Source organism: Mucilaginibacter sabulilitoris (genome assembly GCF_034262375.1).
GTDB lineage: Bacteria > Bacteroidota > Bacteroidia > Sphingobacteriales > Sphingobacteriaceae > Mucilaginibacter > Mucilaginibacter sabulilitoris.
The window spans coordinates 6,121,540-6,140,548 of sequence record NZ_CP139558.1 but is presented as its reverse complement, the minus strand read 5'-3'; the positions used below and the strand labels follow the sequence as shown (position 1 = coordinate 6,140,548).

The following is a 19,009-nucleotide window of genomic DNA, read 5'->3' as shown; positions in this document are numbered from 1 at the left end:
GTTTTTAGGTATTATAAATCTACTTGTACACCAGCCAGGAAGCTCCGCGTTTTAGGATAAAAGTTATTACTATCTACTCCTATAAACTGGCCGCTGGCCTGGTTATTCAGGCTCAAGTTCAACTCTGGGTCAACACCCTTGTACTTTGTAATGATAAACAGGTTGGTACCGGTAACATATAAACGTAACCCATGTATGTAGTTGCCCGGAATTTTGGTTTTGTAGGATAAAGTCGCATTACTTAACCGCACAAAAGTGCCGCTTTCAAGGTAACGGGTTGAATATAAATTTGCATTTACATCATTAGCAGGCTCGCTCAATGTTAACACAGGTACACCATGTGCCGAGGCTTGCGTGGGCTGATTAAAGCTTGCCAGCGAAGCATTCATGATTTTATTACCACCCTGACCACGGAAAAAGAAATTTAAGCTAAATTTTTTATAACTAAAATCGTTACCCCAACCAAATGTATAAGTTGGCTGCGCGTTGCCGGCATAGGTTTGATCGGCGCTTGTTGGCGTGGTAGTAGGCTGGCCGTTGGCACCCTGATAAGTTGATACGCCGTTAGTGCGGCCAATATATTTCAACGTATAAAACTCACCAAGCGGGTATCCGGCTTCAATAATAGACGTTTTGATACCGCTTTGTCCAGGGCCTTCCGGATCACCTACATAAATTTTTGAAAGGTTGGCACCCATTGAGGTGATCTTGTTTTTATTAAAAGCAATATTTCCATAACTGCTCCAGGTGAAATCCTTTGATTTTACAGGGGTTCCGTTTAAAGCCAGCTCAACTCCTTTATTGCTCATACTGCCCACGTTAGCGGTAGTAATGTTCACAAAGTTATTAATGGTAGAAACAGGAATATCAAAGATCATATTAGTTGTTTTTTTATTGTAAACATCAACGGATCCACTTAATCGTCCCTTAAGTATTGAAAAATCGATACCTCCGTTTAAGGTAGCTGTGGTTTCCCACTTTAAATTTGGATTAGGATTTTGGGTTATACCAACAGCGCTGGTATAAGCTCCATTATAATAAAAGTATCCTGTTGTACCATATAAAGTTTGCGGTGTGTACGGATTGAACCCTAATGCATTACCGGTTTGCCCATAACCGACACGAAGTTTCAGATCATCAAACAAAGTTTGGGATTTCATAAACGACTCGTCAATAACCCGCCACGCAGCTGAAGCCGCTGGGAAATACCCCCAGCGGTTATTGGTGCCAAACGCGTTTGAACCATCCCTGCGTATAGATGCCTGTAGAATATACTTGCCTAAATAACTGTAGTTTAAGCGCGAATAAAACGATATTAAACGTAGCGTATTAAATGATGTAGTTGTATTTCCAAGATCTGAGCTAAGGCCGGTCTGGTTACCTAAACCCAGGTTATAATAACTGGTGGCATCGGACGGAAAGCCCTGTGCGGCTGATTGAAAGCCATTGCCTACGGTAGTTTCATCATAGGAGTAACCAAATAAGGCCTTAAAATCATGCTTGTTGCTCCAGTTATGTGCATAGGATAAATAGTTTTCAAATACCTTTTTGGTATCCCCATAGGTTGAGCGTATAGCTTTTCCACCAAGGTTTGGCGCTAATTCTGAAGCCGAATCATAATAGGTGTTATTATTGGTGGTCCTGCTCTGATAGGCTAAATTCAAATTATACAATAAGCCAAAAGGCAACTGTAGTTCGGCCTTGGTATTAGCCAACAAAAGATTAATTTTTTGTTGATAAGTATCATTGGTGATCAGACCTACCGGATTATAACCCAATTTTAAGGTTGGGTCATTATACAATGTACCATCAGTATTATAAATTGTACGGGTTGGTAAATACTGCACTATTGATTTAAACAAGCCCGGGCTTTGGCCGTTTGCTGTGTATAACGGAATATCATTCACCAACAAACCGGAATTGGTTACCGAGTTGCTTACAGAAAAGTCGAGCTTTAATTTATCATTCAATGTTTTTTGCGATACATTAAGCCTGCCAATTACACGCTTTAAACTACTAGTTTTCACAATGCCCTGGTTATCCAGGTAATTTAAACTTCCGCCGTAAACTGTTTTATCTGTGCCACCGCCAAATGAAAGGTTATGGTTCTGCGAAAAACCGCTGCTGCGTTCCACTGCTTTTTGCCAGTCGGTATTACCTCCGTTATCATTAGCCGGGGTAAAGCTTTGTCCGTTGGCTTTAACATAAGCCCTTAACTGATCGGCGCTGGCTACTTTAAATGAGTTAGATATTTTATCCATCGAAGCATAAGCATCATAGGTCATCCTTAACTGCCCTGGTTTAGCTTTTTTCGTGGTAACAATAATTACCCCATTAGTTGCCCTGGTACCATAAATAGCAGCGGCCGAGGCATCCTTCAATACATCAATTGAAGCGATATCAGCCGGTGCAAGCAATTTAAAATCAGCATCAGGTACGCCGTCAATCACATAAAAGGCTGCTGAACCTGCAGGACGTACGGTTGACGGACCGCGGAGTGTAACCGTTGCGGTTCCATTTGGATTACCATCGTTGGTAATATTTAAACCGGCAACCTTACCTTCCAACAGATCGGCTGGGGTTGATACCACGCCTGCATTAAATTGTTCGGCTTTAACGGTTGTAATGGCACTGGTTAATTCTTTTTTTGTAGTAGTACCGTAACCTACTACAACCACTTCATTTAAAGATCTTTGATTTTCGGTAAGAGTTACTGTTATACTGGTTTCGTCTCCTACGGTTACCTCTTTTAATTCAAATCCTATAAAGCGGAACTGCAAAACACTGCCTTTAGCGGCATTAATGGTAAAAGCCCCGCTAACAGAAGTAGCTGTAGACCGGTCTGTACCTTTTACCTGTACGGTTACCCCGGGTAAAGGACCTCCCTGGGCATCTTTTACCACTCCTTTAATGGCATTGTTTGTTTGTGCTTTACTATAAGTAAAGATACAGAGCAGTAACAGGAGGAGTATGCCCGGCCGGGTTGTCCTCATCAATAGTTTGGGTCTGTTTGTAATCATAATAGTTTATTGTTTTATGTTTGTTGGTTTTGTGTTGTTTTGACAATTAAGCAGGTATATAAATCTCTCGCATATCTATTATAATTTAATTAGTTTTACACTAATAAACCACGTGTTCTTTTAACACTTAAATTTTTGCCAAATTTGTTGCTGCTGATTATTAAAAAATGATATTCATTCATTAATCAGCTGTTTTTTTACCAGGCAGCAACTTTAATGGTCAGGCTTTTTTAGTCTATAATTATGATTTGTACTTGCAGATGGTAGTAATTACAAATCGGTTAAAAGTGTAGATTTTTAGAAGCGAATTTTTAAAATTTTCATTATTTATTTACGCAAACGATTACAATTTAACAGAAACGCCATTTTTTTATACTAATTAAACCCCACTTATTATAACATTATGGGTAACATCAATATTAAAAAACTTGCCCTGGAGCTCAACTTATCAACAGCAACAGTTTCCAGGGCTTTAGGGGATAGCTACCAGATCAGTAGTGAAACCAAAAGGAAGGTATTGGAATTGGCCAAGAGCTTAAATTATGAGCCAAATCCTATTGCAAGCAATTTGCGCAATCAAAAAAGCAAAACTATTGCAGTAATTGTTCCTGAGGTGGCCAATCACTTTTTTTCATTAGCCATTAACGGAATTGAAGAGATTGCCAGAAAGCGGGATTATCATGTGTTAATTTATCAAACCCATGAAAATAGTGAAGCCGAAATTGCCTTTACACTTAAGCTTTTAAGCGGCCGGGTTGATGGCATACTCATATCAACATCAAGTGGTGAAACGAATAATAAACAGCATCTTATTGAAGCCTCACAGAGTATTCCCGTAGTTTTTTTTGACAGGGTTTATGAAGATATCGAAGGAGTAAAAATTATAACTGATGATTATGAAAGCTCATACCAGGCGGTTCAGCATCTTATAGATTCGGGGTGTAAAAAGATTGCTTACCTGCTGGCATTGCACAATTTATCTACCGGTGAAAAAAGATCAAATGGTTATTTGACAGCGTTGAAAGATAATGGCATTCCTTTCAATGAAGATTTCGTGGTTACGAGTACACCAAATCAGGATGAAAACTACGCCTTAATTAAAAATTTACTGACATATTATAAACCAGATGGCATACTTTCGTCAATTGAAGAGCTGGCATTTCCCTGCTACTATGCATGCCGTGAGTTAGATTTAAATATACCACGCGATATAAAGATCATCAGTTTTTCGAACCTGGACTGTGCACCTCTCTTAAATCCATCACTCACGACCATTACACAGCCGGCATTTGAAATAGGAAGCGAAGCGGCCAGTGCCCTGTTTAAAATATTTGACAAAAAATATTTCGAACCCAATGAAACAAGAATTTTAAAATCAGTTTTAATAAAAAGAGAATCTACTGCCGTTTAATTTAAATTACATGCCAAAACATGGCTCTTTATACGGGTTTATTTAATTTAAAAAAGCCTTCCAGTTGATAGAAGGCCTTTTGTGCAAAATTATTCATCGCAAAAGCGACGAAAATCCGTCTTGAAATTGCTTTAACACTTTATTTTAGTTCTTTGATCTTGATATTGCGATACGAAACGGTGTTGCCGTGATCCTGCAGCAAAATATGACCCTGCGGTGCTACGCCAAAATGATCCCATTTTTTATACTTGCTTAGGGCTACTAGATCTTCAAATTCTTTTGATCCGCGCTCATACTCCAGTACTTTGTAGCCATTAAGCCAGTGTTCTACGTGGCTGTTTGGATAAACCCTGATCTCACCCGAATTCCACTCACCAATAGGCTTAACAGCGGCGGCAGGTTTCTTAGCGGTGATCATATCATACAGCGAAGACAGCGTGCGGTCGCCATCGCGCCCCAATTTAGCGTCGGGGTGCCGCTCATCATCCAGCACCTGGTATTCCAGACCGATGCCTGATAGAGAGGTCTGTTCTTTTTCGGTCACAAAATATTTTACGCCGCTGTTTGCTCCGGGAGTAAGCTTAAAGTCAAACTTGAGTATAAAAGCCGAATACTCTTTGGTGGTCACAATATCGCCTCCCATACCTTCTTCTTTGCCGTTTGAGCCCTGTATGGTTAACACGCCGTCGTTCATCACCCAACCCTTTTCCGGGAACTTATCTTTAAAGATGCCCCGCCAGTTGGTGCTGGTTTTACCATCCCAAAGAAGGGTAAAACCGTTTTTCTTTTCGCTTGCGCTAAGTGTATTTACCTTTGAACTATTACTTTGAGCGTGCGCGAGGCTAACTGTAAAAACCGCTGCGGATGCAGCAAGTATCAATTTGTAGTTTTTCATGATTTTAAAATCTGTAATTATAAGGGTTTGAAATAGTTTATTATTTGCCGGAGTTATTACGTTGGTAGGTAATCAATTCATCACCTGCCAGCAGCACGGCACCAATAGCATGTGTATCGTTAAGCTCTACGGGACGGTTGTAATAAAACCGGATGTTCTCTGATGTTCCTGTACCGATACATACATCAGCTATACGGCCCTCGGTGTCAATTTTTTTTGCCAGACCTTCCCAGCCATTTTCAGCAATTCTGATGTAAGTTTTTGGTATCCAGCCCTGATTTACAGCCCTGGCAACAGCATAAACAAACATTGCAGTAACCGATGTTTCGAGGTAGGAATCAGGCTTATCTAATAGCTGATGCCATAGACCCGAGATATCCTGATAACGGGAAAAACCAACGATCTGCCGCTGCAGTAACTGCAGCAGTTCCGCGCGTTTAGGATGGTCAGCAGGCAGCAAATTAAGCAACTCTACCTGGGCCAGTGCGAGCCAGCCATTGCAGCGGCCCCACTGAGCCACACCGTTTTGTTTAATATCAGTGTAATAGCAATGATAGTACAGTCCCGAACGTTCGTTGTAGAGATAACCAGTAAAGTTTTCTATCTGCCTGACGGCGTCGTCAAAATACTTCTTATCGCCGGTAAGTTTGCCCATTCGGGCCAGAAATGGCACACTCATGTACAGGTCATCGGCCCAAAGCGTCATGTTCCGGGGATCGTCGCGTATAAGTGTTTTATCAGCGAAGCGTAGTTGCTTGTTGCTGATATAATCGGCCACGCGGTCAAGGTAGTTCCTGAACTCTTTCCGGTTTGCTGTGGCGTTTACATCGGCCAGGCCTGCGGCCAGGGCGCCGCAGGCATCAAGGTTGTTCATGGCAAAAAAGGGTGCCCATTCTCCTTTGTGTGTTTGCTGGTACAATTTTTCAAAACCGGCGGAATTGTTAAAAACAAAGTCATAGTTATGCAGCGCGTAATCAGCATATTTTTGATCACTTAGCGTGCTGCCTGTTTTAACCATGCCAATAGCCAATACCCCCATGGGGTAATACCATTTGTTGTATGGGCTTTCTGCCCTTATATCTGTGGTTGGCTCCACACCCTTTAACGATGTATATTTAGCTCCCGTCTTTGCATTGATAAACTGGTAGCTTGTATGTGTTATTACGTTGTCTGCCACCCTGCGCACTACCTCTTCGGTTTTATTTGACTGGGCAATGCTGTTATATGCAATACTGCAGCATATCGCAGTCAGAATTATTTTTTTCATAAGTTATTCGAATAATTACGTTTTAGTTTTAACCGGGCACTTTACAATTAATATCCCGGGTTTTGAGTGAGTTTACTTGTGTTGTTTCGCTCGATCTCAGTTTGCGGAATTGGCCACAGGTTGTATGTTGGAAGCGCGTCGCTGTAATAAGGGTTAAAGCGTTTTACACGATCATACCACAATCCTAAACGCATAAGCGTAAGCCGTCTTTTTTCTTCATAACCCAGTTCGCGCAGACGTTCATCCAGGATATAATCGATATTGACATTCGCCGGATCCACGGGTTTGGCGTTTGACCGCGCCCTGACTGCGTTGATATCTGCGGCAGCAGCTGTAGTGTTGTTAAGATTCATGTAAGCCTCGGCCCTGATGAAATAGGTTTCTGCCAGCCTGAACATGTACTGGTCAAGATAAGTACCGCCTGCAGTGGCCTTTAATAGTCCGGTCGACGGATCCATGATCAAACCTGCCGGATGCCCGCCCGGGGTAGTACATTTGGCTTCGTAAGCATAAAATTGCCTTGACGGAACGGTAAGGCCCGGAATGGGGGCCTGGGTAGAAATCACTTTGCCATAATATGACGAAGCGGGGTTAGTAGCAGTGAAATTACGCACAAAATTGATATTGGCGTTACGGATGTCATTATCAAAATCGCTTGCCCAAATTTCGTCGCTGAAGTGTTTGGTAGAAATGGCCCAGCCAATGCCGCGGCCGCCCGTAAGGTCGTCAACCGGCCACAGAAAAGGGTTGGGGTTTGGCGAGGTGATCAGCGTTAAATCGGGGGCACAATTGCGCTCCAGCAGGTAATTGCCGCCCATACCTGTTGAAACAGCGGAACCGCCGGGAACGTCAGTTTCCAACTGTATCACCCACAAACCTTCCTGGTTACCGCTTTTTGTTCTGTTTTGATTACCGGGCTGAAATAGGTCCCAGTACACATTGCCGGTAGCTTCATTGGCCTTTGCCCCAAACCTCGATGTCATCAGGTGCACATTCGGGTTAGTGATTACTTTCGTTGCAGCATCAACCGCGTCCTGGTATTTGCCTGCAGCCAGGTAAACTTCGGCTAATAAATGGCCTGCAGCCTGGCTGTTTACCTCGCCATCCAGCACTTTATTAATAGAAGGCAGGTTAGCAACTGCAAACTTAAGATCTTCTATACACTGTACATAAACAGCTTCTTTGGTTGCCCGTGTAAAATCTGTTTTGGCGCTGGTTACTTCCTGGGTAATTAATGGTACGCCGCCATAAAGGTACGCCAATGTACGATACGCAAAGCCCCTGAAAAATTTGGCTTTGGCGGTAACCAGGTTTTTTTGATCGTCTGTCATGGTTGAATTTGGCGCACGGCTGATGATTGCATTGGCCTCAGAGATGATTTTGTAAAAAGCGGACCAGTGGGTGAGGGGAATATCCCCCGTAGTTGCGTACGCCGAAATCATAGGTGTGTGCCGCGCCGTAGCCGGCTGCCCATCAAAAACAATGTCGCAACCATACAGATAATCAAAAGGATTGGTTTCATTGCGCGTATAGAATTCAACACGGGTAACCCGATAAAGGTCGGTGGCCGCAATATTAAAATCGGCATAGGTTGTATAGGCATTTGAGCCGCTCAGGAAATCAAGCGGTTTCTCATCTAAAAATGCTTTTTTACACGAAAAAATACCGGTAACAAGGAATAATAAAGTAATGGAAAAAAATATCTTTTTCATAACAAATGAATTAAAGCGTCATATTAAGTCCGATTGAATAACCTTTGAGCAATGGGCGGCCATTGATGGTAAGGCCTCCATTGGCAATCTCAGGGTCCCATCCCTGCCATTTGGTCCAGGTATATAGATTTTTACCGCTGGCGAAAATGCTTAGGCTTTGAACTCCAAGACGTTTGGTGAAACTATTTTCGAATTTGTAAGACAGCGATACATCCTGCAGCCTTACAAAGCTGCGACTAAAGTATTGTGTTGGTGCAATGGCGGGGCCTTTAATGTACATCGGATATCGGCCGTTAGGGTTGGTTGGACTCCAGAAATCGATTCCGCTTGTGTGATTCCAGCGTACACCGTTATCATCCTGTAGCACTGTTTGGGTATTAGCGCCCAGATAACCGTTGCTGCCACCCTGAATAGAGTTTACAAAGAAGCTAAGGGTTAATTTTTTATAATTAAAACTGTTAAGGAAACTGAAACGGAAAGCAGGGTCTCCCTTTCCAAGAATAACTCTATCGTCTGTACTGATCTTTCCGTCACCGTTTGCATCCGCTATCTTCAGGTTACCGGTAAAATAGCCGGCAGGAGGTGTTTCGCCCACCTGGTAAATACCGTTTAACCGATAACCGTAAATCACATTGATAGACTGGCCAACGAATGCCGGTACAGAAGGAAGATCTCCAGTACCTAATAGCGCAAGCACTTTATTAACGTTTCTTGAAAACGAAAAGGTCGTACTCCAGTTAAAATTTTTGCCGGCAATATTTTTAGATGTGAGCGATAATTCAACGCCTTTATTAGCCACCTCACCTATGTTGCTGCTGATGATGCTAAACCCTGTTATTGTTGGTATCGGAACATCATATAAAAGATTCTTGGTATGCCTTGTATAATAATCTACACTACCAGACAAACGTCCTTTAAATAAAGAAAAATCAAGGCCAAAGTTAAGCTCGGCAGTGCGTTCCCACTTTAAATTGGGGTTAGCCAGCGTGCTTACATATTGTCCATATTGTGTGGTGCCGCCGTCGCCAAACACATAAGCCGGCTGGGTTGAAACCTGATCAAGCGAATAATAGCGTTTGGTTTGATTACCACTCTGGCCATATCCAACGCGCAGTTTACCATTATCAAGCCATGACAGGTGTACAAAAGGTTCGTCAGAGAAATTCCAGCCGGCAGAGACTGACGGGAAAACCGCATATTTATAATTGGCCGCAAAACCCGAATAGCCATCGCGCCTTACAGTTGCTGTAAGCAGGTACCGGTTATCATAAGCATAGTTCACCCTGGCCATCTGGTAATTTAAAGCCTCTGACCAGGCATTTGAAGTGGTAAATTGATTAGTACCCTGGTCTAACCTGTTATAGCCTAATGTAAGACGGGTAAACCCATTGGCCGATGCTCCTGTAGATTCATCTTTGCGCTGAACAGCCCCATAAAGTAAGGTTGCCGTAACACTGTGTTTTTTGAAATTGTGGTTATAGGTTAAGATGTTATCAATGGTATAATCATAATATTGCTCATTGTTTTTATAAGCTGATCCGGTAAGGCCGGCGCCATACTGACTGGCATAATAATGATCGTCTGTACGTGCGTTATTGCCATAATTTACCCTGTAGCTTAAACCTTTAAGAAAGGGGAAATCGATCTGGCCGTAAATGTTAGCAAATAAAAAATTATGCCGTTCATAATCGTCTACATTAGATCCCTCAAAAGGATTATTCTGGTTTGTGCCCATCGGGAACGGATTAAGGCTGCCATCGGGGTTATAAGGTGAATTAAGCGGTGCCATTTGAAACAAATCTGTCAATGAAGGTTCAGCACCATCATTATTAACAAATGAACCAAATGCCTGTACCCCTACCTTTAACCAATTAGTCGGCTGCATCTCGATATTGGCACGCAAACTTTTGCGTTTAAAAAGATCGCCGGTAATAAATCCGGCTTGGTTTGCATAATTACCAGATAGCAGGTAATTTACCTTATCTCCACCTCCGGAAATACTTAGCTGATTATCATTAATAAATCCCTGTTTGGTACCAGCATCCCACCAATTAAAGTCTGTTGGCACTAAATTGTTGCTGGCATCACGTTGCGTATGGTCAACATACAGTGCTAAGTTAAAAGATGGGTCTGGTGTGGTATAATCAGGCGCCAAAAACGCTTTATTATAGTACAATTCACGTACATGTTCCAGGTATTCGTCCCGCTCCATCGGGTGAAGATTACCGGACGGGGTTTGGGTAGTATATGAGGTAGACAGGTTGATGCGAGGCCTTTGGTTGTTTGTCCCCTTGCGGCTGGCAATCAGGAGTACGCCGTTGGCGGCCTGGGCGCCGTATACAGCTGTGGCGCTGGCATCTTTCAAAACATCTATCGATGCTATATCGTCGGGATTAATGGAGTTAAGTGAGCCATTAAATTGTATGCCGTCCAGAATGATCAATACGTTGGTGTTACCACTTAGAGTGTTTGTCCCACGTACTGAAATAGTTGGTGTTGAGCCTGCGATGGTTACCGGACCAACATTCAGTCCGGGTATGGTGCCCTGTAAATTTTGCGCAATGTTGGTATTGGGAGCATCGCGGAAGGCGTCAAGGTTGGCCCTTACAACAGACCCGGTAATGTATTGCCTTTTCTGTGTACCATAACCTACCACAACCACCTCGTTAAGGCTGTTTTCGGTCCTTTTTAAAGTTATGTTGATTATTTTTTCGGTGCCAACCGGTTTTTCCTGGGCCTCATATCCAACAAATGAAAAAACAAGCACCGCCTCGGTGCTGGGAACATTGATGGTATATATACCGTTAAGATTGGTAGTAGTAGCGGTGTTACTTCCTTTTATTTTTACGGTAACCCCAGGTAATGGCTGGCCGTCTTTTTCATCAACCACTTTCCCGGTTATGCTGACAGGGTTAGCTGCATTCTCCTGGGTCGACTGCTCGTTCTGCCGCCTGATGGCAATTACATCGTCGGAGGCTTCATAAGTTAATCCAAGTGGTGCAAGAAATTGGTCGAGCACTTCTGATAATGGCCTTAACTGGCTAAATACGTTAACCTTTTGTTGTGGGTCTATTACTTGCGGGCTGTAAACAAAATTGACCTCATAATCGGTCTCCAGTTTTTTAAACAGATCTCCGATGGTTACTCCGTTTTTATTAATGGAGATTTTTTTCATCAGTACGGCTTGCGCGCCGGCCGTTTTGGCCAACGAACTGCCTATCAGCGAGAATAGAATAATTAACTGTAAAAATGTTATTCTCATAATTTTTACGAGTAAATATTTATATTTCATAATTTTGGTTTGGGTTATAACTACATTAATAACTCGACAAAAAAAGCCCCATCACATCCTTTAGGGTGCGTTAAAATGGCTTCGAAAACATTTACGGGCTTTTTTAAAGTAACCGGTAGTATTCGCATTACTATCGGTTCTTTTTTTTAATGACTTAAGTATTTCTTTTCTTCTTCATGTATTTGTTTGGTTTAATTGGTTAATGGGGTTTATTTAATGGTAATTGTTCCGTTATCAAAATCGCATTGCGCGCCTATGGCCTTGCATATCATTTTTATTTTTTCATCAAGCGGTAGCCTGGATAAAGAGGCCGTTACGGTGGCTCCGGAAAATTTGGCCTGATCATAGTTGATGTGCACATGATAAGCTTCTTCCAACTTGCCGATAATATCGGCCAGTGGTGCATTGTTAAATGAAAATACGCGTGTTGCTATTTTTTGAGATAACATGAGCGGTACCGTAACCGTATCTTTAAACAGGTGCGATTGCTTCCTGGTGAATGTAGCCTGCTGGTTAGGGATCAAAACCACGGAAGAGACGGTTAAGTCTTGTTTATTTCGCTCGTACACTTCCACCCGTCCGGTGTTTACGATCACTTTGAATTTTGCTTCGCCCGGGAATGCCCTGACTGTAAAGCTGGTACCGAGCACCCTCGTGATCATATTATGGGTGTACACTAAAAATGGTTGCTGTGGATTTTTATGGACCTCAAAAAAGGCTTCACCAACTAATTTAACTTCGCGCCTGGCACCGGTAAAACGTTGTGGGTACGACAGTGAGGAGTTTGGTTTAAGTATCACTAAACTTCCATCACTTAATTTAATGAATTTAGCCTGTTGGTCACGATTGACATAATTAACCACAGCGGAAGTATATTGTACAGCAGCCGGTAGGAGAGACTGCGTGTTTTTATTTTTGAAAATGATAAATGTAAATGATAGTACAATTAATAACACCGCAGCAACCCTAAACCATGTAGAACTGATTAAGCTGATGATTAAAGGCTTTTGCTTTGCAGGTATAATATTTTGACGAATGTTATGCACGATAACGGCTAATTCGTCTGCAGAGAGGGGCGTGGCAGCGGGCAAAGGATGAAGAGACAAAAGGATATTTTTTGCCCTGCTGGCGAGCGCCTGCTTCTCCGGATGTTCCGTTAGCCAGTTGTTCCAGAATTTTTCCTGAGCGGGATCAGGGGTTAATACCCAGGTCATAAAAGGCTCGTCGCTTAAAAAGTCTTCTATTGTATAGTCTTCATACTTATCCATATAGTTTAGGTGATATTAGTTTAGGATATGATGATTGTCCAATGATGGAGATTTCAGGCATTTAAAATAGTGTTCATCCGGACGAAAAGTCTGCTGCCATTGGATGACCGATATTTTTATTTTCGCAAAGAGGCAAAAACGGATGTGTAAGTTAAAATTCATTAATGGAGGTTTTTCAGTTGGTTTAACAGGCCTTATACACATAAGATACAGGCCGGCTTGTATATTACCCCCGGAATTGTGTGTTTTTTATAAAAAATGTGCAATTAATTGGATATAAGAATGTTAAATAGTTGATATTGACGTTAGAAAGTACTGTATTCTGTTTAAAATCCAGCAAAAAAGCATTTTATTCCATATATTATCTATTTTCAGCCTTAACTTTAATTTACTTTTGACGTATAGTTACCTTTAAAAACACCGACACCGTACCTGAATAATACCAATTATAATGAGTTTTGACAAAGCACAGCCACACCTGAACGAGGATGCCCTACTTTGGCAGGGTCTTAGTAATGGAGATGAGATGGCTTTTGACAAGCTTATTAATAAGTATTTCCAAACATTATTCAGCTATGGTATTCGGTTTTGCCAGGACCGTGATATTGTGAAGGACTGTATACAAGAGTTATTTGTAGAGTTATGGAATAAACGGAATATTATTCAGGAGCCCAATTCGGTAAAATGGTACCTGATTGTGGCGGCCCGTAATAGGATATTCCGCGAGCAAACCAAATGGAACAAAAATCAAAGCCTGGATGCTGACGATTACAATTTTTTGTTTGAATACAGCATTGAGAAAAAGATAATTGAGTATGCCGACGACCTTGAACTTGCGGAAAAAGTCAAAAAAGCTCTCGAATCCTTACCGCCCCGCCAGAAAGAGATCATTTATTTGAGATATTATGAAAATCTTGACTTTGATCAAATATCTACCGTGATGGATATCAGCAGACAATCGGCCCATAACCTGTTGCAAAAAGCCTACAAAAATATCCGGTCGGAGTGGTCACTGCTCATTTGTTTACTTCAAATGCTTGCTACCCCATATTTAAGATAAATCACTGACAGGATATTGTCAGTGTTCGCAGGTGTTTGCGGTGGTTGCACTCTCAAAAAACGAACACCTTTTATATCCATCAAATGCCGATAGATACAGCAGGTGTTACGCTATAAAAGGGCTATAAATACTTATTACTCATTTTTTGTAGTATCAGCCAGAGGTTTTTTACGTTCCAGGTAACGAAAAGTACCCGGCACGACGGAAATAACCGCCGGATGCTGCCTGGAAACATTCAAAGCTATAATAGCGGTTTTACGCATACCAACAACGTTATTTGAATGATGTGTATGGAAAACATAATATAAGGTGCCGTCACCGGCCGAAAACAGATCGCCGTGCCCGCTGCCGTTTTGCCCGCTGTTTTTTCTGCTTAAGATAGGGTTACCCGGGTATTTGGTCCAAGGGCCGATGGGAGTAGGAGCAGTTGCATAACCTACCGCATAATCGATATTCCGGAAATCATTGGCCGAGTAGAATAAATAATATAAATCACCGATTTTAGTCACCGTTGGGCCTTCCGATACCGGCCATGGGGCATTAGCTGTGTTTTCCCATCCCTGTTCTGCATGGATACATTCGGTGGCCGTTGTTTCGTCTATATCGCTCAGATCGTCTTTAAGCCTGGCTACAAAAATACGGTTACCATTGCCAAGGCGAACATGATATAAGTATAACTTACCGTCGGCATCTTTAAAAATAAACGGGTCAATCTGTTTCCCCTGTCCTGATATTGCCTGGTGTACACTTTGGCTAAAGGGCCCCAGAGGGCTATCGCTGCCCGCTATCGCAATATGCTCATCAGCGGTATAGGCCATATAATATTTGCTTTGATACTTAAATACTTGCGGAGCCCAAAAACCTTTTGTGCCATAGCTATTTCCCTTCAATAAAGCATTTTGATTATGCCGCTGCCAGTTTTTTAAATCGGTAGAGGTATAAACAGCAAAACCGTTAGGACTGCCTGTGCCATACAGATAATAAATGTGATCCTCATAAAATATCGTCGGATCTGCCAGTCTGATCGTATCCTTTTTAGTTTGAGAATGAACTGCGGTAACTGCTGTAAGAAGAAGCAGCATAATAAAGTGTTTCATTGGTATCTTTGGTCAATATAATTCGTACGTGTTCAAGATACACTACATTGATGAAAAGAAAAAGTTAATATTGTGCAAAAGTAATTTTACATAAAGCTCAATTTGCACACTAAATAGAAATGGTATGCTTTAACGGTATGATCCTTTTCAAAACATCCAATTTTTAACCTTTATAATCTTCTTAAAATGGCCATTATCAAAAGCTATCGCCTTTTATTATTATGCGGTCAGCTAACGTTTTTTAGTTATCAGGCTCTGGCTCAAACAAGCAACACAGACACACATACCATTCATCCTGTAAGTTTTCAGAATGTATGGATAGATGACCAGTTCTGGAGTCCTAAATTCAAGGTATGGAACTCAACTACGGTTTATGATGTGTTTGATAAGCTGGAAGGCAAGTATGAGCCGGACCGGCCGGATATTATCAAAGAAAAAGAAAAACTTGGCCGAACCAGGAACGCTTTTCAGAATTTTGATTGGGTGGCCGAGGGCAAAAAAAATACGCAACAACATGATGGCCCACCCTGGTATGATGGCTTAGTTTACGAAACAATCAGGGGGGCTGCCGATTTGCTCGCAGAGCATCCTGATAAAATACTTGAAGCTAAAATTGATGCTTATATAGCTCGCATTGCCGCTGCCCAAAATGCAGATCCGGACGGTTACATCAATACCTATACCACGCTCATGAGGCCAAACCAGCGTTGGGGGACAAATGGCGGAGATGATAAATGGCAGCATGATGTTTACAATTCGGGCATGTTGATGGAAGCGGGTGTTCATTATTACAAAGCCACCGGAAAAACCAAGTTATTGAACGTGGCTGTTAAAATGAGTAATTATATATGCACACAAATGGGACCTGCACCCAAAAGCAATGTTATACCCGGTCATGGCGGCCCTGAGGAAGCACTGCTTAAGGTTTATCAGTTATTTAAACAACAACCTGCGCTGAAAAAGAAGATGACTATTCCGGTAAATGAGAACGATTACCTGGCGATGGTGAAATTCTGGATTGAAGACCGGGGTAATTATGGCGAAAAGGACGGATCGCATGCAAGAAAAAGCGACAGTTCTTATAATCAGGATCACATGCCTGTATTAAAGCAGGAAACAATAGAAGGGCATGCGGTACGTGCAACACTATTAGCCACAGGAGTAACTGCTACAGCCTTAGAAACCGGCGACACGCGTTATGCCAACACTGCCAACAACTACTGGAACAATATGGTTGGCAAGCGGATGTTTATTACCGGTGGTGAAGGAGCAATTGCCAATGGCGAACGTTTTGGCGCCAATTATTTTTTACCGGAGTCGGCCTATCTGGAAACCTGCGCGTCAATTAGTTCGGGCTTTTTTAGCGAACAAATGAACGAGCTAAAAGCCGATGGAAAGTATATGGATGAATTTGAAAGGGTTATTTATAATAATTTACTTTCGGGCATTTCATTAACGGGAGATCATTTTTTTTATGAAAACCCGCTTGTTGGTAATGGTAATAAACGATGGGCATGGCATGATTGCCCTTGCTGCCCGCCAATGATATTAAAAATGGTTGGAGCGCTGCCGCAATATATTTATGCCTATGACAGCGATCATCTGTATGTTAACCTGTTTATCGGCAGCGAAGCATCATTTAACATCAATGGTATAGCCGTTTTATTAAAGCAAACCACCGGTTACCCCTGGAAAGGAGCCAATAAGATCGAGGTAACACCTAAAAACACTACAAAGTTTGCCATTAATGTCCGCATACCCGGCTGGGCTGAGGGCAAGGAAAATCCTTTTGATCTGTATCATTCAAAAGTTAACGGCGGGGTTTCGCTAAAGGTTAACGGACAGCAAGTACCTGTTCAACCGGTAAAGGGTTACGCTTCCATCACACGATCATGGAAAAAAGGAGACGTGATAGAGCTTGATTTGCCAATGCAGCCAAGACTAATAACAACTAATGATTCTGTTCAAACAGTTAAAGGGAAGCTGGCACTGGCCTCGGGGCCTATTATTTATAGTTTTGAATCACTTGATAACCCGGGCTTGAAAGACTATAGGTTAAAATCAAACGCGTCACTTGCCATTAGCTATAAGCCAAATCTGTTAAACGGTATAAATGTTATTACCGGCAAGGCCGCAGACACATCGGGTAAGCAAGTTGAATTTACCGCTATCCCTTTTTATACAATCGGAAACCGGCAGGCCGGAAATCCCTACCAGGTGTGGATAAATGAGAAAACTAAATAGCTATATTGCACCGATTTAAATATTGGTGCAGGAATTGGGCAAAAGGGTAAAGTGCGATCTTTCGCTCCAAAATTATTCAACGGTAAATGTTGAGTATTTGGGTATTGCCATGTTTACCATTGGAGAGATGGAATGATCATATAATATTAGGATTGCCATTTTGTTTTACCGTTAATTATTGCTAATGTTATGGCTATGATAAAACTCTTTGTAAGCGGCTTCCCTTTAGAAATTACAGAGCTGGAACTGGCAAAACTTATTGCGATCCACGGGGATATTGTTACGCTAAAAATAGTTCGCGACAAAAAAACCAGGATATGTAAGGGCTATGCCTTTATTGAAATGGCTTCCCAGGCTGGCGCGGAGAATACGGTTACCGCACTCGATGGCCTGGAGATGCAAGACAGAAAACTCACCGTAAAAATATCAGAAGAGAAAGCCGTTGCTCCAAAATCGAATTTTAAGAGACCGGTGGCCGGAGAAAACGCCAAAAGACCAAGAAGACCACGGGTATAAACAGGAGAGCGTCTGACTTACTGATCCGTTTTTGAAAAACTGTGATTCATTCAACACAATAAGATTTTACAAAAAATTTGCTTTAATCGTTTAAAGTGCTACATTTGAATCATATTCCAATTTAACCAAATTATAATATCTTTATTTCCGTGAAAAAAGTGGTGCTCAAAGATATCGCGCAATACGTAGGTGTGTCTACCGCGTTGGTGTCATACGTGCTGAATGGTCAGGCGGAAACAAAGCAGGTAAGTAAAGAAAACGCGGAAAAAATAAGACAGGCCGCCATCGCTTTAAATTACCAACCCAACCAGGTAGCTAAAAGCCTGAGAATACAAAAAACCCACACCATTGGCCTGGTAGTGGCCGATATCAACTATCGTTTCAGCACCGGCATAACCCGTGCTATTGAGGCAGAAGCTAAGCGCCGGAATTTTACGGTTATTTATGGCAGTAGTGATGAGGACCCAGAAAAGTTTGCCCAACTAACCAATGTGCTCGTAAACAGGCAGGTTGACGGGCTTATTTTAGTTCCGGGAGAAGATTCGGAAGAGCAAATCCTGCTTTTACAGCAGTCGGGTACCCCTTTTGTACTGGTAGACCGCTATTTTCCCAATATTGATACCAATTATGTAGCGTTAGATAATTATAAAGCAACGTATGATGCTATTTCGTACCTGGTAAAAACAGGTCACAAAAAAATTAGCTTTATCAATCTGGAGACCTCACTTTTTCATTTACAGGAGCGCGATCGTGGCTATGTAGACGCCTTGAAGGATCATCATCTGGAAGTTAACCCGGAATGGATGAGGCATTTGCGGCCACAGCACCTGAAAGAAGATATGGAACTATCTACCAGGCTGATCCTTGAAAGGGGGAACCCATGCGATGCCGTACTGTTTGCTACCGACAGGTTATCTATCGCTGGTCTTAAGCAGTTTAATGATTATGGTATCCGTATACCAAAAGATATATCTGTACTGAGTTTTGATGAAGCCGATGCTTTCGATCTGTTTTATTGCCCGGTAAGCCATTCCCGGCAACCATTGGAAAAAATGGGAGAGGCGGCAGTAGATATACTGGTTGACCTGATCAATAAACAGAAAACGCATAAACAATTATACTTTCAAACCGATTTTATAGCGGGAAAATCCTGCAGAGAATAATTTTTTATATACTCTTTAATCGATTAAAGGGTAAAATAACGTAGATTTTAACAATTGGATCAAT

The 19,009-nt window shown here is 41.9% G+C and carries 12 protein-coding genes; 5 read left to right on the top strand and 7 right to left on the bottom strand.

Features of this window, described 5'->3' with window-relative positions; genetic code table 11:
• Nucleotides 1-11: 11 nt before the first annotated feature.
• Nucleotides 12-3,020 (bottom strand): SusC/RagA family TonB-linked outer membrane protein, encoded by a 3,009-nt coding sequence (locus SNE25_RS26040; RefSeq protein ID WP_321561950.1) that lies wholly within the window; start codon nucleotides 3,018-3,020, stop codon nucleotides 12-14.
• A 403-nt stretch (nucleotides 3,021-3,423) separates the two neighbouring features.
• On the opposite strand from SNE25_RS26040, the gene SNE25_RS26035 reads away from it, so the two are divergent.
• The gene (locus tag SNE25_RS26035) at nucleotides 3,424-4,431 is read left to right on the top strand and encodes a LacI family DNA-binding transcriptional regulator (RefSeq protein ID WP_321561949.1); all 1,008 of its coding nucleotides are present in this window, start codon (nucleotides 3,424-3,426) and stop codon (nucleotides 4,429-4,431) included.
• Nucleotides 4,432-4,570: 139 nt separating this feature from the next.
• On the opposite strand, the gene SNE25_RS26030 is transcribed toward SNE25_RS26035, so the two are convergent.
• The 5 genes from SNE25_RS26030 to SNE25_RS26010 all read right to left on the bottom strand — a co-directional run bounded on the left by SNE25_RS26030 (nucleotide 4,571) and on the right by SNE25_RS26010 (nucleotide 12,865).
• Nucleotides 4,571-5,326: a 3-keto-disaccharide hydrolase gene (locus SNE25_RS26030; protein ID WP_321561948.1), complete on the bottom strand. Its 756-nt coding sequence runs from the start codon at nucleotides 5,324-5,326 to the stop codon at nucleotides 4,571-4,573.
• A 40-nt stretch (nucleotides 5,327-5,366) separates the two neighbouring features.
• A complete protein-coding gene (locus SNE25_RS26025; protein ID WP_321561947.1) occupies nucleotides 5,367-6,593 on the bottom strand; it encodes a glycoside hydrolase family 88/105 protein in 1,227 nt (408 codons plus the stop codon).
• A 47-nt stretch (nucleotides 6,594-6,640) separates the two neighbouring features.
• A complete protein-coding gene (locus SNE25_RS26020) occupies nucleotides 6,641-8,305 on the bottom strand; it encodes a RagB/SusD family nutrient uptake outer membrane protein (protein WP_321561946.1) in 1,665 nt (554 codons plus the stop codon).
• Nucleotides 8,306-8,315: 10 nt separating this feature from the next.
• Entirely contained in the window at nucleotides 8,316-11,567 is a 3,252-nt protein-coding gene (locus SNE25_RS26015; RefSeq protein ID WP_321561945.1) for a TonB-dependent receptor, read from the bottom strand.
• A gap of 239 nt (nucleotides 11,568-11,806) precedes the next feature.
• Complete coding sequence (locus tag SNE25_RS26010; protein ID WP_321561944.1) at nucleotides 11,807-12,865, bottom strand: FecR family protein; 1,059 nt, start codon at nucleotides 12,863-12,865, stop codon at nucleotides 11,807-11,809.
• A gap of 451 nt (nucleotides 12,866-13,316) precedes the next feature.
• Between SNE25_RS26010 and SNE25_RS26005 the strand changes: the two genes are divergently transcribed.
• Nucleotides 13,317-13,925: an RNA polymerase sigma factor gene (locus SNE25_RS26005; RefSeq protein ID WP_321561943.1), complete on the top strand. Its 609-nt coding sequence runs from the start codon at nucleotides 13,317-13,319 to the stop codon at nucleotides 13,923-13,925.
• Nucleotides 13,926-14,059: 134 nt separating this feature from the next.
• On the opposite strand, the gene SNE25_RS26000 is transcribed toward SNE25_RS26005, so the two are convergent.
• Nucleotides 14,060-15,022 carry a glycoside hydrolase family 43 protein gene (locus SNE25_RS26000; RefSeq protein WP_321561942.1) on the bottom strand — a complete coding sequence of 321 codons (963 nt, stop codon included), beginning with the start codon at nucleotides 15,020-15,022 and terminating at the stop codon, nucleotides 14,060-14,062.
• A gap of 186 nt (nucleotides 15,023-15,208) precedes the next feature.
• Here SNE25_RS26000 and SNE25_RS25995 point away from each other — a divergent pair, with 186 nt between their 5' ends.
• From SNE25_RS25995 to SNE25_RS25985, 3 genes are all read left to right on the top strand, one after another.
• Nucleotides 15,209-17,266, top strand: a complete 2,058-nt coding sequence (locus SNE25_RS25995; protein WP_321561941.1) for a glycoside hydrolase family 127 protein — start codon at nucleotides 15,209-15,211, stop codon at nucleotides 17,264-17,266.
• 195 nt (nucleotides 17,267-17,461) lie between these two features.
• Nucleotides 17,462-17,782: an RNA recognition motif domain-containing protein gene (locus tag SNE25_RS25990; protein WP_321561940.1), complete on the top strand. Its 321-nt coding sequence runs from the start codon at nucleotides 17,462-17,464 to the stop codon at nucleotides 17,780-17,782.
• Between the two features lie 149 nt (nucleotides 17,783-17,931).
• Nucleotides 17,932-18,945, top strand: a complete 1,014-nt coding sequence (locus SNE25_RS25985; protein ID WP_321561939.1) for a LacI family DNA-binding transcriptional regulator — start codon at nucleotides 17,932-17,934, stop codon at nucleotides 18,943-18,945.
• The last annotated feature ends 64 nt before the right edge of the window (nucleotides 18,946-19,009 follow it).

Excerpts from the sequence above, each read along its gene's own strand:
- SNE25_RS26010 (WP_321561944.1), bottom strand. The coding sequence starts at position 12,865 with ATGGATAAGTATGAAGACTATACAATAGAAGACTTTTTAAGCGACGAG.
- SNE25_RS26040 (WP_321561950.1), bottom strand. The coding sequence starts at position 3,020 with ATGATTACAAACAGACCCAAACTATTGATGAGGACAACCCGGCCGGGC.
- SNE25_RS26000 (WP_321561942.1), bottom strand. The coding sequence starts at position 15,022 with ATGAAACACTTTATTATGCTGCTTCTTCTTACAGCAGTTACCGCAGTT.
- SNE25_RS26035 (WP_321561949.1), top strand. The coding sequence starts at position 3,424 with ATGGGTAACATCAATATTAAAAAACTTGCCCTGGAGCTCAACTTATCA.
- SNE25_RS25990 (WP_321561940.1), top strand. The coding sequence starts at position 17,462 with ATGATAAAACTCTTTGTAAGCGGCTTCCCTTTAGAAATTACAGAGCTG.
- SNE25_RS26015 (WP_321561945.1), bottom strand. The coding sequence starts at position 11,567 with ATGAGAATAACATTTTTACAGTTAATTATTCTATTCTCGCTGATAGGC.
- SNE25_RS25995 (WP_321561941.1), top strand. The coding sequence starts at position 15,209 with ATGGCCATTATCAAAAGCTATCGCCTTTTATTATTATGCGGTCAGCTA.
- SNE25_RS26005 (WP_321561943.1), top strand. The coding sequence starts at position 13,317 with ATGAGTTTTGACAAAGCACAGCCACACCTGAACGAGGATGCCCTACTT.
- SNE25_RS26030 (WP_321561948.1), bottom strand. The coding sequence starts at position 5,326 with ATGAAAAACTACAAATTGATACTTGCTGCATCCGCAGCGGTTTTTACA.
- SNE25_RS26025 (WP_321561947.1), bottom strand. The coding sequence starts at position 6,593 with ATGAAAAAAATAATTCTGACTGCGATATGCTGCAGTATTGCATATAAC.
- SNE25_RS26020 (WP_321561946.1), bottom strand. The coding sequence starts at position 8,305 with ATGAAAAAGATATTTTTTTCCATTACTTTATTATTCCTTGTTACCGGT.